This is a genomic window from Microcystis sp. LE19-195.1E (assembly GCF_027532095.1).
Taxonomy (GTDB): Bacteria; Cyanobacteriota; Cyanobacteriia; order Cyanobacteriales; family Microcystaceae; genus Microcystis; species Microcystis aeruginosa.
In genome coordinates this window covers 1-15231 of sequence record NZ_JAPZSZ010000128.1, presented here as the reverse complement: position 1 = coordinate 15231, position 15231 = coordinate 1, and the positions used below count along the sequence as shown (strand labels likewise).

Genomic DNA, 15231 nt, shown 5'->3' with positions numbered 1-15231 from the left:
AGGGTTCTTTTTTTGACTTGTTCTCCTTCTCGGTAGGACTCTCGAAGAAGAACAGCGGGGGGGGAATTACGGTTAGGAACTTTTTCTATATACATGGCTATCATTTTAGCAAATGGAGAGAATTCTTGTCCATTAAGAAATATGACAAATTACATGGGTACATTAAGAAAAGTTAAGGGGGTGCATCCATTGATGGATAAGGGTTTTCGGCTGTTATGGTATATATGTATGGGTGAAGTTCAGTAATATCAGAAAACCATAGATTGTAATTAATCACAACCTTGTTATTGCTTAGATAGCTAGTTTCTCCCAGGAATTCTTTGGCGTATTCCATCCACATATCAGCTGGAGACATTCCTTTTGTCTTGACAGATAAAAGTCCCTTTTTCAAACGACTGGCCATCAGATTAAACGGATCTCTGAGTAAAAGTCATCATACCTATGACTGGTTTTGCCCACATAAAGATCATGTTTTTTTTGATATTTTGGCTCAGTTATTTTGGCAATACTATGATCTTCGTAGCTATACAAAAAACAGTTTTTAGTCTTGAAATTACCCCAAGCTTCCTCTCGAAAACCTTTGTGGGGGAAGTGTAGATGAAAATGCCTAAAAGGACTGGTACTAACATTGACACTATTCAGAAAACAATGGTCTTGTTCTTGCGCTCTAATCCAATTTAACACCGCATGATTACCACTACTTTTCAAACCGATAAAACGAATTTCTCTTTGATTGATGACTTTTTATAGTTCATCTCTTTGAGTTAGAGTACGCCAGAAATCCCAGGCATCATAGACTAAATTACGCTTGACTTTTCTTAAGTTATTTAGTAAATCCTCGGCTGGTTTTGAACGCTCATTTATCTAACTCATTAGTTCAATCCTCGGCTAAATCATCAATTTAAAAACTATGCAAACAATCTTTCAGCGCATAGGCTACCTGTTGTTGTTCCTCGAAGCTTAAATCGGGGAACATAGGTAAAGATAACACTTTTTCACTGGCCAATTCAGCCACGGGTAAATCGCCTTTTTTATAGCCTAAATACTGATAAACCGGCTGTAAATGCAGAGGAATCGGATAATAAACCATGGATAGGACATCTTTTTCCTGCAAAGCCGCCCGAATTTGGTCACGATTTTCCGTTAGGATTGTGTACTGATTCCAAACGTGCTTACCTCCGGCTAAAGCGGCAGGTAAAGTGATATTAGGCAAAGGTTGCAGTAATTCCCGATAACGTTGGGCAATCTCGATCCGTTGATTATTCCAAAAATCGAGATATTTCAGCTTAATTTGCAAAATAACCGCTTGAATGGCATCTAAGCGGCTATTCAGCCCAATTACCTCATGGAGATAACGCACCTTGCTGCCGTGTTCTTTAATCATGCGAATTTGTGCCGCTAACTCGGGGTTATTGGTGGTAATTGCGCCACCATCGCCACAACCGCCTAAATTTTTGGTGGGAAAGAAGCTAAAACAGCCAATATCGCCGATACTCCCCACTTTCTGCCCATGCCATTCTGCTCCCGTTGCTTGAGCGCAATCCTCAATCACCAATAAATTATGGGAACGAGCGAAATTTACCACCTCAGACATATTGACAGATTGCCCAAAAAGGTGTACTGGGATAATCGCTTTAGTCTGGGGAGTAAGCGCTTTTTCCAACAGTGCCACATCGAGGTTAAAAGTATTGATATCGATATCGACAAAAACCGGCACTGCCCCGACTAAATTAATCGCTTCGGCGGTGGCAATAAACGAAAAAGTAGAAGTAATTACTTCATCCCCCGCTTGAATACCGAGGGAGCGCAGTGCCAGATAAAGGGCATCGGTTCCCGAATTACAGGCGACACAATCGCTAACACCGTGATAGAGGGCAAATTGTCGTTCTAATTCGCTCACAGCTTCGCCACCAATATAGCGCCCAGAACGGAGGATTTCTAAAACGGCATGGTTAGCTTCTTCGCTGATGACTTGGTATTGACGGGATAAATCGACGGGGGGAATTGTACTCACGCGCTTTCACTCAAATTAGAGACTAATCGGGATTTGTTGGGGAAAAAAAGGAATAATTAGTCAAAAATAATTATAAACTTGCTATTTATAGATGAAGTGTCCTTGTAATTTGTTTCTTTTATTTTTATGGATGGATTAGTAGAACTAAATCTGGTGGATTTAGGTTGGGCTTTGGGGATGATGGGTATTTGTTTACTCCTCTCCCGTTGGTCAAATTTAGCTCTAGAGGGACAATTATTATTAGCGACCGGTCGATCGATCCTGCAATTATTAGTGGTAGGCTACGTTATCGCCGTTATTTTTTCCCTTGATAATCCTCTGGCAGTGCTGGGGATTTTGGCAGTGATGATGACTATTGCGACTATTGTTGCTAAAAATCGCATTGATAGCCGGGATAAGGCCCTATTGCCGCTAGTTTTCGGCTCTTTATTGATTAGTAGCTGTCTAACTTTAGGTTATGCGATCGCTTTAATCATTCAACCAGAACAATGGTACTCACCCCAATACTTGATTCCCTTGACGGGAATGGTGTTAGGCAATGCCATGAATAGTGCCTCTTTAGCTGGGGAAAGATTAAGCAGTGCCATTAAAAGTCACCGTTTGGAAATCGAAACCCATCTTTGTTTAGGGGCAACACCTCAACAAGCGATCGCAGATTATCAAAAAGCGGCGATTCGAGCTAGTTTAATCCCCACCCTCAATCAGATGATGGTGGTGGGTTTAGTCAGTTTACCCGGAATGTTCACCGGACAGGTATTGGCAGGAAGTGAACCTTTAAACGCCGCTTCCTACCAGATACTGATCCTGTTTATGATTGCCCTAGCTAACCTAATCACCGCTCAATTGGTGACAGAGGGAATCTATCGGCGCTTTTTCGGTGAGAATTTATCACTTATCAGTTGAAAGGAATCGGGAGGTGGGTGTTAGGGTTTTGGGTGTTGAGTGTTGGGGTTTTGGGGTTTTGGGGTTTTAGTTGAATTTCCCCATCACCCCATTTCCCTATCTCCTGACGGCTAAAAATTAGGCCTTCCACTTGCTGGCGACGACTTCAGCGAGATCAACCACGCGTTGGGAGTAACCCCATTCGTTATCGTACCAAGCGATAACTTTCACCATATCGCCACCCATCACCATCGTTAGACTAGCATCGATGATCGAGGAGGCATCAACACCGCGATAATCAGAGGAAACGAGGGGTAAATCATTATATTCGAGAATTCCTTTCAAAGAATTTTCCGCAGCTTCTTTGAGGACTTCGTTTACCTGTTCCGCGATCGTGCTTTTTTCCACTTGTGCGACTAAATCCACTACAGAAACGTTAGGAGTGGGTACACGCAGGGCGATACCGTTAAGTTTCCCTTTCATTTCGGGGATAACTAAGGCTACAGCTTTGGCAGCACCGGTGGAGGTGGGAACGATGTTAACGGCAGCGGCGCGAGCGCGACGGAGATCCCGGTGACTAGCATCAAGAATGCGTTGATCACCAGTGTAACTGTGGGTGGTGGTCATCGTCCCTTTGATGATGCCGAAGTTTTCGTGAATCACTTTGACGACAGGAGCCAGACAGTTGGTGGTACAACTGGCATTGCTGATGACATTGTATTTATCGTGTTCGTATTCGTGAGCGTTGACACCGACGACATAGGTTCCCACACCCGAACCTTTACCCGGTGCGGTAATGAGGACTTTTTTAGCTCCTGCGACAATATGCTTAGAAGCGCCCTCTTCATCGACGAAAACACCAGTAGCTTCGATCACTAGATCTACACCCCATTCTGCCCAGGGCAGATTGAGGGGATTGCGATCGGAATAACATTTAATGGTTTTACCGTTAACAATTAAAGAATTATCATCGGCATCGATATTAGCGTTAAGTTTGCCTAACATCGAGTCATATTTGAGCAGGTGAGCGTTACTTCGGGGATCGGATGTATCATTGATCCCCACTACCTCCAAGCCACTATCAGTCCGTCCTAACCAACATCTTAGGAAATTACGTCCAATCCGTCCGAAACCATTGATCGCTACTCTAATCACTGCTGCTTGCCCTCTACGTTTTAGTGCAATACATAAAAAAATAATTAATGTTCCCAATCATACCTTAAAGGTTGAACTTTGCGATCCCGATCGGAAATAATTTATTAGCTCACCATTCAGGAGACAGGAGACAGGAGACTACGAGACAGGAGACAGGAGATTATTTTTATTTATTCTCCTCACCTCCCCACACCCCACACCCTACACCCCACACCCCACACCCCACACCCCACACCCCAGACCCCACACCCCACACCCACACCCACACCCCACTTCCCACAGCCTAAAAAAAAGGAATTGGGAGAAAAAATTTTAATTCTGCGTCAAGGATTTTGCAAGGCAACTGGGCAACATTTGGGAATTCTGCTCAAATGCCCCTATCATGAAGTTGACTTTACTACCGATCGAGTTTAAAACTTATATAATCGTGGGTCTGAGGAGTGAAAACAGTGAAAAAAGTTAATTTTAACGGCCAACCTTTCCATTTTATCGGTATTGGCGGTATTGGGATGTCAGCCCTCGCTTATATCTTAGCCAAGCGCAATTTACCTGTGTCTGGCTCGGATTTACGTCCTACTCATATCACCCAACGGCTACAGGGAGCGGGAGCGCACATTTTCCACCGTCAAGAGGCAAATAATTTAGCTTTATTTCATTCTCCGGGCCCTCAAAACATTAGCCAAACAGTTCCGCAAGTAATCTGCTCCACGGCGATTAATGACCATAACAAGGAATATCAAGCGGCCAGAGACTTAGGATACCCAATTTTTCACCGTAGCGACGTTTTAGCGGCTTTAATCGCTGATTACGACAGTATCGCCGTCGCCGGCACCCACGGAAAAACCACCACTAGCAGCCTAATCGGTTACGTTTTGTTAGAAGCGGGATTAGACCCCACGATCATTGTCGGTGGTGAGGTGGACGCTTGGGAAGGTAACGCTCGTCTTGGTCAAGGTCGTTTTTTGGTGGCAGAGGCCGATGAGTCCGATGGTTCCCTAACAAAACACGCCCCGAAAATCGGCGTAATCACTAATATTGAGCTAGATCACCCAGATCATTACCATAATTTAAGCGAAGTTATCGATACTTTCCATGAATTCGCCCATCAGTGCCAGATTTTAGTCGCTTGTTTAGATTGTGACACGATCGCCGAGCATTTCCGTCCGACGATTAGTTATAGTCTCGATCCCGAAAAAGGTGCCGATTACACCGTCAGCGAGATTATCTATGAACAGGGAATGATGAAAGCTTCCGTCTGGGAAAAAGGCAGTTATCTGGGACAAATGGAAGTGAAAATCCCGGGGCAACATAATATTAGTAATGCTTTGGCAGTGGTGGCCATCGGACGTTATCTCGGTTTAGAATTTGCCGTTATTGCCGATGCGATCGCTACTTTTGCTGGGGCAAAACGCCGTTTTGAACACAAGGGAGAAGCAAACGGCATTACTTTTATCGATGATTATGCCCACCATCCTAGCGAATTGTTGGCTACTTTAGCGGCGGCAAAATTAAAGGTAGAAGGCAAACAGTACCAACGTTCGATCGCTATTTTCCAACCCCATCGTTACAGTCGCACCACTACTTTTTTAGAGGAATTTGGAGCCGCTTTTAGTTCCGCCGATGTGGTAGTCTTAACGGATATTTATAGTGCCGGGGAAGTGAATATCAATCACGTCACGGGGCAGCAAGTGGTCGAACAGGTGAGAAAACACCATAAAAATGCCTACTATCACCCTGAATTGAGTTCTTTAGGTCAATTCCTGCTAGAAATTCTCCAACCAGGGGATCTAGCCATGTTCCTCGGCGCTGGCAATCTCAATCAAGTTATCCCCGAAATGCTCTCTCTTTACCGCGAACAATTAGCAGTTAGAGTATAGGAGTCAGTTATCAGTTATCAGTTATCAGTTATCAGTTATTATGTTTACTGTTTACTGATTACTGTTCACTGAAAATGCTCCCCAACCCCCTAAAACCCTATGATTAAAACCTCTGTTTCTCTAGCTGATTTCACTTCCTACCGGGTGGGGGGAAGAGCGCAATGGTATGCCGAACCAGTTAATCTAGAGGAATTAAGAGAAGTGTTCGCTTGGTTGCGATCGCAAGATTTACCCTTGACTGTTTTGGGGGCCGGTTCAAATTTACTAATCAGCGATCGAGGTTTACCCGGACTTGTCCTCAATACTCGTCATCTGCGATCGAGTTGTTTTGATGCCGAAACTGCTACGATTACAGCAGCGGCGGGGGAACCCCTGCCAAAAATAGCTTGGAGAGCGGCAAAAAGGGGCTGGAGGGGCTTAGAATGGGCGGTGGGTATCCCCGGTACGGTGGGGGGTGCTGTGGTCATGAATGCGGGGGCGCACACCTCCTGTGTGGCGGATCGATTAGTGCGGGCGCTGGTATTAAATCCCGATGGTCAGTTAGAAACTTTAAGCAAAGAAGATTTAAATTATAGTTATCGCAGTTCTTCTCTGCAAGGGGATCAACGTTTAGTTATCGAAGCCACATTTCAGTTAGAAGCTACCGATAATTGCGAGGAAATAATGGCAATTACTACCCATAATTTACGCCATCGCAAAAGTACCCAACCCTATGATCGTCCCAGTTGTGGTAGTGTTTTCCGCAATCCTAAACCGCAATTTGCCGGGGCTTTAATTGAGGGAATGGGATTAAAAGGTTATCAAATTGGTGGGGCGCAAGTATCAGAATTACACGCTAATTTTATCCTGAATATTGGTTCAGCAAAAGCCTCGGATATTCTGCGTTTAATTCGTCATGTGCAGGAACAAGTGTTCGATCGCTGGTCCCTCTGGTTAGAACCAGAAGTGAAAGTTTTAGGGGAATTTGACGGGATTTAACTATTTTTCTCGATAACGGTTGAACTCAGCCACGATGGGCTGGAGTGCGACGGCAAATATTTTTATAATCCTCTAGCATGGTGCGTTCCCCAAAATCTATTGGTGGAGCGGTAGGAGCCACATTAGGGAACGCACCCTACGGCTAACGTTCCCAATCACCCGCCGCAGATAACCTTGAACTCTAACCGATAACCTTTCGTCGGTCGGTGTGCATTGGGGTTGTTAGACCGCGCTGCTACGGCAATGCATTCTTATTAAGAGTTAGAATTGCTGTAAAAACTAACCCTTCTAATTCTAGAATCGTCTAATGGATATTCATTACATTAATCAAGGAAAGCGTGGAAAAGTAGGTCTTTGCAATATTTGTAAACAATCAGCTTCTCTAAGCTGGGATCACGTCCCACCAAAGAGAGGTTTTGATTTGAAGCCTGTTGAGCAGATCACGATTGTACAACGTTTGACTGGCCACCCTGAAGAACAGAAACGTCCTATTTCACAGAATGGTGTGAAGTATCGAACCCTTTGCGAACAATGTAATACACGCTTGGGGCGTCGCTACGACCCAGTTCTTAATAGCTTTGCTCTTGGAGTAGGCAGGATTCTTAAATCAATTGTGGAAGTTCCACCAATGATTCATTACAAGACGCAACCAGCAATATTGATTAGAGCTATTCTTGGTCATTTAGTTGCAGCGAAGGGAGTTATAGACCATAATGTTGTTGTTCAGAAAATACGCGAATTTCTGTTTGATGATCAAGCTCAGATCCCTGAAGAAATTAAAATTTTTTACTGGATTTATCCATATGAAGAAATTGTGGTTGTTCGTGATGTCATTATGCCTGCGGTCAGAGGAAACTTAAGTGAATTTAGTGAACTTGGAACCTTTAGCATCCTTAAATATTTTCCAGTAGCTTACGTGGTTTGCAATTTAGAACAATATGAAGGACTCGACGAATTAACAACCTATCGTGATCTCAAGCTAGAAGAGACTGCTGAGATTCCACTTCGCTTAACTGACATAAAACATTCTGAATGGCCAGAGATGATTGATGAGGGAAACTTTATGGCAGGCGGATTGAATCTAAACAGTTCTGTTCACGCTCGCCCAAAAAAACCAAAAGCATGACTTCCCCACAAACAACTTTTGCATACTGTCTCAACCGAGAATTGGCGGTCTAACTATTGATTATACGGAAAATTTCCGTATAACACTCCTAAAAGTAATGATATGGGTCAACTTTCGGCATCTCACCCCATTTAGGCGCGATCGCCAGAACTTTTCCGTATATCACACCCAAAAGCGTGTTAGCCAGATTAGCCTACTGCTAGTGGAGCGGTAGGAGCCACATTAGGGAACGCACCCTACAAGATCGGCGATCACACTGATTAGCTTTCGTCGGTCGGAGTGCATTGGGGTTGTTATGCCGTGTCACCAACAGATATGATGCGCCAATCACCTTATGGAATAAACAACCGACCAGCCCCCATATAGTCTTGGATATCGATCACAATTTCTACAAGCCTTTCAACGCAGCGTTCTCGATAGTCAGATTCATTGACCCTATCCGGATCGCCAATCGTAATGATCGGAAATGAAGTCGGTTGATTTTCTTCACGCATTACTTGTTCCAACGAGTCTTCACCCTTCGCATTCCGGTTTGCCGTAAGTAATAGCATCCCGTTGGTTTGGGCAAATCTCCAAACTACTCGATCATTGCTGTCTGCGGGTAAGCCAACGTCTTCAAATGTCCTCAACCGAATTAGAGCGAGATCTAATAACCCGCTAACAACAAGACTTCCAGAGATCAGAATTGCCTGCCGATTCAAGTTGTAATCAGCCAGAACAATCATTGCTTCTTCGCTTCCCGCTTTGCTCTCCGTTCCTGAAGTTTAGCTCTAACCGCTTCATAGCCTGGACGAGGAGGAGTAGCAGCGATCCGAGCAAAACGTTCGCGATTCCTCTCTTCCCAAAATTGTTTAGTTTCTGCGGCAGTCTTTAAAATCTCCTGATACTCTGCTTCCACTTCTGTTCGATGTGTTTCAATGTAGGAAAGGGCAGCATGAATCTGAGCATCTGTAAAATTGAAGGCATCACGAATAAACTTGGGTGGATACTGAGCTTTGAGATAATCCATTACGTCATACAGAGTAATACGAGTATCCGCAATTGTAAGCCCTCGCTCTGTGCGGATTATAGCTGTTTGTCCATTCGATGCCAGTGCCATAGCAGTCTTAGCTTTTAATCATTTAATTCCATAGTAGCGCACAAAAAAAGCAAGGGGAGCCAACGCCCCCCAACGACTGATTCACAAAATCCTTAATCCTCAACCCAGACCTTCAAAATGTATTTCAGCCTCGTTCCTGCATCTAGCCAGTAGTGAACTCCAACATCTGGCAGTTCAGTATCATTTGTGTGAGCGTCACCCCGTCCTATGCCATCATCAAAGGGAGTAATACGGTGTTTGGAAACCTCTTTGTGGAATTCCACCCGTGTTATTCTTGCTCCGGTGCAAGGAAATTTATCGTCTCCTCACTTACCAAGAAATCCACTTTCATCAACGAAACCGATAACTTTTGCTTGCTTAAACTTGTCTAAAAATACATAACTTTAACGGGCGTATCGTTTCAGCATAACGTTCGAGTTCAGGGGCGCTGCGCAGCTTTATCGCGCAGCGGACCCTGGAACGAAGTGTTATGTTTCAAGTTTATCGAAGGCACTGATTAACCAATCGATCTTCTGATCTTTTCTATATGGACTGGGATAGCGGTACCAAGGGTAGTCCAACTGTAGCCCCTGCACCCCAGGGATTTCGGATAAGAATGCAATAGCAGCATTTCGAAGTACTTCAGTAGAACCCCATGCTGCAACTATGCGAGAACTTCCCGCACAATCACGTTGAAGCCCGCCGAGCCGCTTGGGATGGATAATGCTATGGGGACTGGAGGGGTCACGCTTCTGAGCATCCTCAAAATCCACTGAAAAGCTGCCGCTGTTTCCGTTTCTGAGATCTGATAGGTTGAGAACCCTGACGTGCTTCCACCTCTTTAGCAACATCAGGCGCATCAGTTGGTACTGCGCGTTATCTGGCCTGGCTGGAATCAGTTCCCTCGACCATCCGCCATCAAGTACATCGCTCACTGAGTAGCATTTTGGAATGTAACTTATATCGAGTGGCCTAGAAGAACCCGGATTCATCATTATCACTACCGCGTCCGGCACCCCTGTGGCTTCAGAATCTCCGGCATTGGCGATAATTTCCAAAACGCTTCGGCACGGAAACACTTTTCCGGCGATTTCTACGTCATAGAAATGCCCTCGCACCGAGAAGGAGCGCTTCAATTCATCTGCGTAAACAAATTCCACTTAGGCTAGCGCTCCGAATGAAACATAACGGCTTAATTGAGCAGCAAGAGATTCCGTTCAACTAAGCGTAAACTACTCTAATATTGTCCGCTCCAATGATGTGTTATGCGCCGATCGCTTATCAATTATTTATCTTTGCGATCGATATGATGTAGCCTGTGTTAGCGTTAGCGTAACGCACGGATTTTGAACATTAGATAAGGTGCGTTACATTTCATTAACGCACCCTACAAGATCGGTGATCGCACTAAATCCGTTGAGTAACGCACAGAAAACGGGTTTCTCGGAGAAACCCGTTTTCTACTCATGCAAAAGCAATTTTGTAGGGTGCGTTAGGCGGTGATAACCTTGGAATGAAAAACCCAAATTAGTAATCCGCCGTAACGCACCAGTTAAGTATTATCAAAGTTCTCATCAACCAGAAGCTTAATCATGCTTGCCGCGCTGCTTTACGCGCAAGAAAGCGATCCCGCAATCCCTGGGGGTCAAATCTCCCTTGATTGATTACCCGAATCTCCTGTGCTTGCTGTTGTCGCTGTTGCAAGTAGGATTCTACTTCCGATTGGTGCTTGAGGTAAAAAGCGATCGTGGCGTAAACGTCAGCTAGGTTTAGTGATGGGTAACGATTAACGATTTCCGCTGCTGTCGCACCCTGATGAAATAAGGTCATAAGCATTTTCGTCGCCGTGCCTAGAATTTTATTGTCTAGTACAGCATCGCTACTATAGCATGATCGATTTAACTTGACTAGGAATGGATAAAGGCAAATAATCAATTAATCGATCGAGATCAAGACTCAATGTCTGATAACTTGTTATTGGTGGGGTAGGGAATCACCTAAGTCACCCTGTTGAACTATTGATTGTCACTAAAAATGTTTAAGCGATCGCTTTTCTTGCCCCTGTTAATTTTATCCCTTAGTTGTACGCTGCTTTTTAGTGCTTGTCGTCAACAAACAGCTAATAATCCCCCAGCAACGACCAATAATAATTCAGAAACTTTAAAACTTTTATATTGGCAAGCACCGACGATTTTAAATCCCCATCTCTCCACGGGATTCAAAGACTCAGAAGCGAGTCGCATTACCTTAGAACCTTTGGCTAGTTTCGATGAAAAAGGGGAATTAGTTCCTTTTTTAGCGGCAGAAATTCCTACTATTGAAAATGGGGGAGTTGCCCCGGATGGTAAATCGGTGACATGGAAGCTAAAAAAAGATATTAAATGGTCAGATGGTACTCCTTTTACTGCCAAAGATGTCATCGCTACCTATAATTTTATTACCAATCCGAAAACTGGTTCTACTAGCGCTGGCAATTATGAAATAGTTAAAAGTGTGGAAGCGATCGATCCCCATACGGTTAAAATAACTTTTAAACAAGTTAATCCCGCTTGGTCATTAGTTTTTGTGGGAACAGAAGGGATGATTTTACCAGCACATCTCTATGAAAAGTATAGCAATGAAACGGCACGCCAGGCCCCTGCTAATTTATTACCGGTGGGAACGGGTCCCTATAAAGTGGTAGAATTTAAACCGGGAGATACGGCAGTTTATGAACCAAATTCTTTCTTTCGAGAAGCGGATAAATTGGGTTTTCAAAGAATAGAATTAAAAGGAGGAGGTGATGCCACTTCTGCGGCACGAGCGGTTTTACAGACACAGGAGGCAGATTATGCCTATAATTTGCAAGTAGAGGCCAAGGTTTTAAGTGATTTAGAAAAAGCGGGTCGGGGTCAGTTAATATCTAGTTTCGGTTCTTTGATTGAACGAGTTTTATTTAATTTGAGCGATCCTAATCAAGCTACTCCCGAAGGTGAGAGGTCTAGTATTAAGTTTCCCCATCCTTTTTTGAGTGATGTAAAAGTAAGAGAAGCTTTATCTTTAGCCGTTGATAGAGATACTATTGCCACGCAACTTTATGGTATTACTGGGAAAACAACTCCTAATTTTATCGTGATGCCATCGGAATATAATTCTCCCAATACTCGCTATGAATTTAATCTAGAAAAGGCTAAGAAATTACTAGATGATGCGGGATGGAAAGATAGTAATGGTGATGGCACTAGGGATAAAAATGGGGTAGAAATGAAATTAGTTTTTCAAACCACTGTCAATCCTCTCCGTCAGAAAACCCAAGAAATTATCAAACAAAGTTTACAAGCGATCGGGATAGGAGTAGAATTAAAAACTGTTGATGCCAGTATTTTCTTTTCTAGCGATCCTGCTAACGATGACACGGTAGAAAAGTTTTATGCTGACCTACAAATGTACACTACCGGTAATAATAGTCCCGATCCGAAAGCCTATTTTAAAACCTTTACCTGTAGCGAAATTCCCCAAAAAGCTGATGGTTGGGCCGGGGATAATTATGCTCGTTATTGTAATCCTGAATATGATAAATTATGGCAAGCTTTTAGTCAAGAATTAAACCCAGAAAAACGTCGAGAAATAGTGATTAAAATGAATGATATGTTAATCAATGATTTTGTGATTATTCCCCTAGTTCATCGTGCCGATGTGGTGGCAATTAGCAATAGTTTGTCGGGGTTTAAATTAACTCCCTGGGATAGAAATACTTGGAACATCAAGGACTGGAAGCGTAGTAAATAAATGCTCAAATATTTTCTGATAAGATTATTATTTTCGATTCCCACTCTTTTAGCTATTAGTATGGTGGTTTTTGGCATTTTGGCCCTAGCGCCGGGGGATCCGATGGGGGAATTTGCCGCTAATCCAGCTATCACCGAAGCGGTGCGAGAAAATATTCGCAAAAGTCTCGGATTAGATCAACCGCTTCCCGTGCGTTATGTCAAGTGGTTGTTAGCATTTCTTCAAGGAGATATGGGCTATTCTTTCACCAGTCGCAGCCCGGTTTTTACCCTCATTTGGCAGCGTTTACCCACAACTCTCTGGATTGTCGGTATTGCCTATATTTTCGGGGTTTTAATTGCTTTTCCTTTGGGCGTAATTTCAGCAGTCAAGCGCTATTCTTGGTTAGACAAAATCATCTCTACTTTTTCCCTGCTTGGCTTTTCTTTACCCACCTTTGTGACGGGATTATTATTAATAATTATCTTTAGTGTGCAGTTAAACTGGCTACCATCTTTTTATAACAGTACCCTAGAAATTAGCGATTTTAATAGTTTGATCGAGCAGGTTAAACAGTCAATTATGCCCGTAACTGTATTAAGCTTATATCAAGGGGCGATGTTGATGCGTTTTGTGCGTTCTTCCGTAACTGAAGAAATTCACCAAGAGTACGTTAAAACTGCCTTAGCCAAGGGACTAACTAATTTTTCTGTCCTAACTAAGCATATAGTGCGTAATGCTTTAATCCCCGTTGTCACCCTGATTGCTCTTGATATTCCCTCAATTTTTACTGGAGCTTTAGTCACAGAACAAGTGTTTCGTGTGCCGGGTATCGGTGCTTTATTAATTGATTCTATTTCCCGCAGTGATACCCCCGTAGTGATGGCGATTACCTTTATCTATGGGATTTTAATTGTTATCTTTAACTTAATTGCCGATTTAACCTATAGTTGGCTCGATCCGCGAGTCAGATATTAACTATGAACATTACAGAATCCTTACACACGACGATTTTAGTCACCGATCTAGAAAAAGCCGTTAACTTTTAGGAAAATGTTCTAGGATTGGCTAGAATCGATCGCCCTTTGCAATACGATGGGGTTTGGTATCAAGTGGGAGATTATCAAATTCATTTAATTGTCGATACCAATTACCAAAACTACCGTCCCAATCCCGAAAAATGGGGACGCAATCCTCATATTGCCTTCGCTATTGATGACGTGGCAACCATGGTTAACTATCTAGAAAGTCAAGGTTATACAATTCAAATGAGTGCCTCAGGCAGAAAGGCATTATTTGTCAGTGATCCCGATGGTAATATCCTAGAAATGAGCCAAATTTAGCCTGAAAAATTCCCCGATATGTTAGACCAATTACAGACTCAACTCTATCACCTTGAACAATACGCCGATCGCTTAGTGACTTCCCAACTAACTCACCTTAGTTTTGTCAGTATTGCCGTGATTTTTCTAGCCGGTTTACTCACCAGTCTTACCCCCTGTATGCTGTCGATGTTGCCGATTACCGTCGCTTATATCGGGGGTTACGAAAATCAAGGCCGTTTAGCGGCTTTTTGGCAGTCCACATGGTTTTCCCTGGGATTAGCCACCACCTTAGCGGGATTGGGACTAATTGCCGCTACTTTAGGAAAAGTCTATGGACAGGTGGGGATCGGTTTACCAATTATCGTCAGTGCGATCGCTATTTTTATGGGGTTAAACCTCTTGGAATTATTACCCCTGCGCTTCCCCTCCCTTGGCGCTACCGATTGGATTACCGGCGATTTTCCCCCGATTTTGCGGTCCTATCTTCTCGGTTTAACATTTGGTCTAATTGCCTCTCCGTGTAGTACGCCAGTTCTGGCAACTCTATTGGCATGGGTGGCAAATACGGGGGATTTAAGCTTAGGAGGGGGATTATTGTTATCCTACACTGCTGGCTATGTTTTACCCTTAATTATCGTCGGTTCTTTTACTGCCTCGCTGAAAAGCTTTCTTTCCCTGCGTCAATGGTCCGGGTGGATTAATCCTGTCAGTGGGGTTTTATTAATCGGTTTTGGAGTTTTTTCTTTATTATCCCGTCTGCTGTGATGGTGGAGAGTTACAATGGATAATTGGCTAAAATTGCCAAACTTTTAACTTTGACTCTCCCCCGCTAACCGCTCGCGCGGTTTAGCGGGGGATTCTTGGTTCATCTGCTTTTAACTAGATCGACCGGGTTTAACCCGGTCGATCCCTAGGGTTGATTCATTTAAATTAAGTACAGCTGATTTTGAGTCAATAAATTTGAATGAAAATTCTCAAGTTTATCTTTTTCTAATCAAAAGAGTTAGTCACAATAACTAATCTTTAGTCCTCTGCCAATATTTATTATG

Annotated in this window: 17 protein-coding genes and 1 pseudogene; 9 read left to right on the top strand and 9 right to left on the bottom strand. The window is 43.4% G+C overall.

From position 1 onward, the window contains the following. The 4 genes from O9300_RS19665 to O9300_RS07650 all read right to left on the bottom strand — a co-directional run. Window positions 1–95 (bottom strand): IS1634 family transposase N-terminal domain-related protein (locus O9300_RS19665; RefSeq protein ID WP_502846391.1); only part of this gene is annotated, 95 nt, incomplete at its 3' end. A gap of 77 nt (window positions 96–172) precedes the next feature. Continuing rightward, on the bottom strand, window positions 173–403 hold the full coding sequence (locus O9300_RS07660) for a hypothetical protein (RefSeq protein ID WP_287971069.1): 231 nt from the start codon (window positions 401–403) through the stop codon (window positions 173–175). Then, window positions 403–708, bottom strand: coding sequence for a hypothetical protein (locus tag O9300_RS07655; RefSeq protein ID WP_287971068.1), 306 nt, complete (start codon window positions 706–708; stop codon window positions 403–405). The genes O9300_RS07660 and O9300_RS07655 overlap by 1 nt, the downstream gene beginning before the upstream one ends. Window positions 709–901: 193 nt before the next feature. Next, window positions 902–2014 carry a DegT/DnrJ/EryC1/StrS family aminotransferase gene (locus O9300_RS07650; RefSeq protein WP_287971066.1) on the bottom strand — a complete coding sequence of 371 codons (1113 nt, stop codon included), beginning with the start codon at window positions 2012–2014 and terminating at the stop codon, window positions 902–904. Between the two features lie 126 nt (window positions 2015–2140). Here O9300_RS07650 and O9300_RS07645 point away from each other — a divergent pair, with 126 nt between their 5' ends. Then, complete coding sequence (locus O9300_RS07645; protein WP_287971063.1) at window positions 2141–2917, top strand: ABC transporter permease; 777 nt, start codon at window positions 2141–2143, stop codon at window positions 2915–2917. 117 nt (window positions 2918–3034) lie between these two features. Here O9300_RS07645 and O9300_RS07640 read toward each other — a convergent pair whose 3' ends face one another. After that, complete coding sequence (locus O9300_RS07640; protein ID WP_061430221.1) at window positions 3035–4051, bottom strand: type I glyceraldehyde-3-phosphate dehydrogenase; 1017 nt, start codon at window positions 4049–4051, stop codon at window positions 3035–3037. Between the two features lie 71 nt (window positions 4052–4122). Between O9300_RS07640 and O9300_RS07635 the strand changes: the two genes are divergently transcribed. From O9300_RS07635 to O9300_RS07620, 4 genes are all read left to right on the top strand, one after another. Next, the gene (locus tag O9300_RS07635) at window positions 4123–4338 is read left to right on the top strand and encodes a hypothetical protein (RefSeq protein WP_287971060.1); all 216 of its coding nucleotides are present in this window, start codon (window positions 4123–4125) and stop codon (window positions 4336–4338) included. Window positions 4339–4500: 162 nt separating this feature from the next. After that, entirely contained in the window at window positions 4501–5928 is a 1428-nt protein-coding gene (gene murC, locus O9300_RS07630; protein ID WP_287971058.1) for a UDP-N-acetylmuramate--L-alanine ligase, read from the top strand. 99 nt (window positions 5929–6027) lie between these two features. Continuing rightward, window positions 6028–6906 carry a UDP-N-acetylmuramate dehydrogenase gene (gene murB, locus O9300_RS07625; RefSeq protein WP_287971056.1) on the top strand — a complete coding sequence of 293 codons (879 nt, stop codon included), beginning with the start codon at window positions 6028–6030 and terminating at the stop codon, window positions 6904–6906. Window positions 6907–7213: 307 nt separating this feature from the next. After that, entirely contained in the window at window positions 7214–8032 is an 819-nt protein-coding gene (locus tag O9300_RS07620) for a hypothetical protein (protein ID WP_287971055.1), read from the top strand. Between the two features lie 332 nt (window positions 8033–8364). Here O9300_RS07620 and O9300_RS07615 read toward each other — a convergent pair whose 3' ends face one another. The 4 genes from O9300_RS07615 to O9300_RS07600 all read right to left on the bottom strand — a co-directional run bounded on the left by O9300_RS07615 (window position 8365) and on the right by O9300_RS07600 (window position 10940). Beyond that, window positions 8365–8757, bottom strand: a complete 393-nt coding sequence (locus O9300_RS07615; RefSeq protein ID WP_002791850.1) for a hypothetical protein — start codon at window positions 8755–8757, stop codon at window positions 8365–8367. Further along, window positions 8754–9131, bottom strand: coding sequence for a DUF433 domain-containing protein (locus tag O9300_RS07610; protein WP_287971052.1), 378 nt, complete (start codon window positions 9129–9131; stop codon window positions 8754–8756). Before O9300_RS07610 ends, O9300_RS07615 begins: the two co-directional genes overlap by 4 nt. A 467-nt stretch (window positions 9132–9598) precedes the next feature. After that, window positions 9599–10270: a hypothetical protein gene (locus O9300_RS07605; RefSeq protein WP_016514528.1), complete on the bottom strand. Its 672-nt coding sequence runs from the start codon at window positions 10268–10270 to the stop codon at window positions 9599–9601. Between the two features lie 430 nt (window positions 10271–10700). Continuing rightward, the gene (locus O9300_RS07600) at window positions 10701–10940 is read right to left on the bottom strand and encodes a DUF433 domain-containing protein (RefSeq protein WP_287767353.1); all 240 of its coding nucleotides are present in this window, start codon (window positions 10938–10940) and stop codon (window positions 10701–10703) included. Between the two features lie 204 nt (window positions 10941–11144). Here O9300_RS07600 and O9300_RS07595 point away from each other — a divergent pair, with 204 nt between their 5' ends. From O9300_RS07595 to O9300_RS07580, 4 genes and pseudogenes are all read left to right on the top strand, one after another. Next, a complete protein-coding gene (locus O9300_RS07595) occupies window positions 11145–12878 on the top strand; it encodes a peptide ABC transporter substrate-binding protein (RefSeq protein WP_287971049.1) in 1734 nt (577 codons plus the stop codon). Beyond that, window positions 12879–13835: an ABC transporter permease gene (locus O9300_RS07590; RefSeq protein ID WP_272080230.1), complete on the top strand. Its 957-nt coding sequence runs from the start codon at window positions 12879–12881 to the stop codon at window positions 13833–13835. Between the two features lie 2 nt (window positions 13836–13837). Further along, window positions 13838–14200 (top strand): annotated as a pseudogene (locus O9300_RS07585) (VOC family protein). A gap of 18 nt (window positions 14201–14218) precedes the next feature. Then, the gene (locus tag O9300_RS07580; protein WP_066029848.1) at window positions 14219–14947 is read left to right on the top strand and encodes a cytochrome c biogenesis protein CcdA; all 729 of its coding nucleotides are present in this window, start codon (window positions 14219–14221) and stop codon (window positions 14945–14947) included. The last annotated feature ends 284 nt before the right edge of the window (window positions 14948–15231 follow it).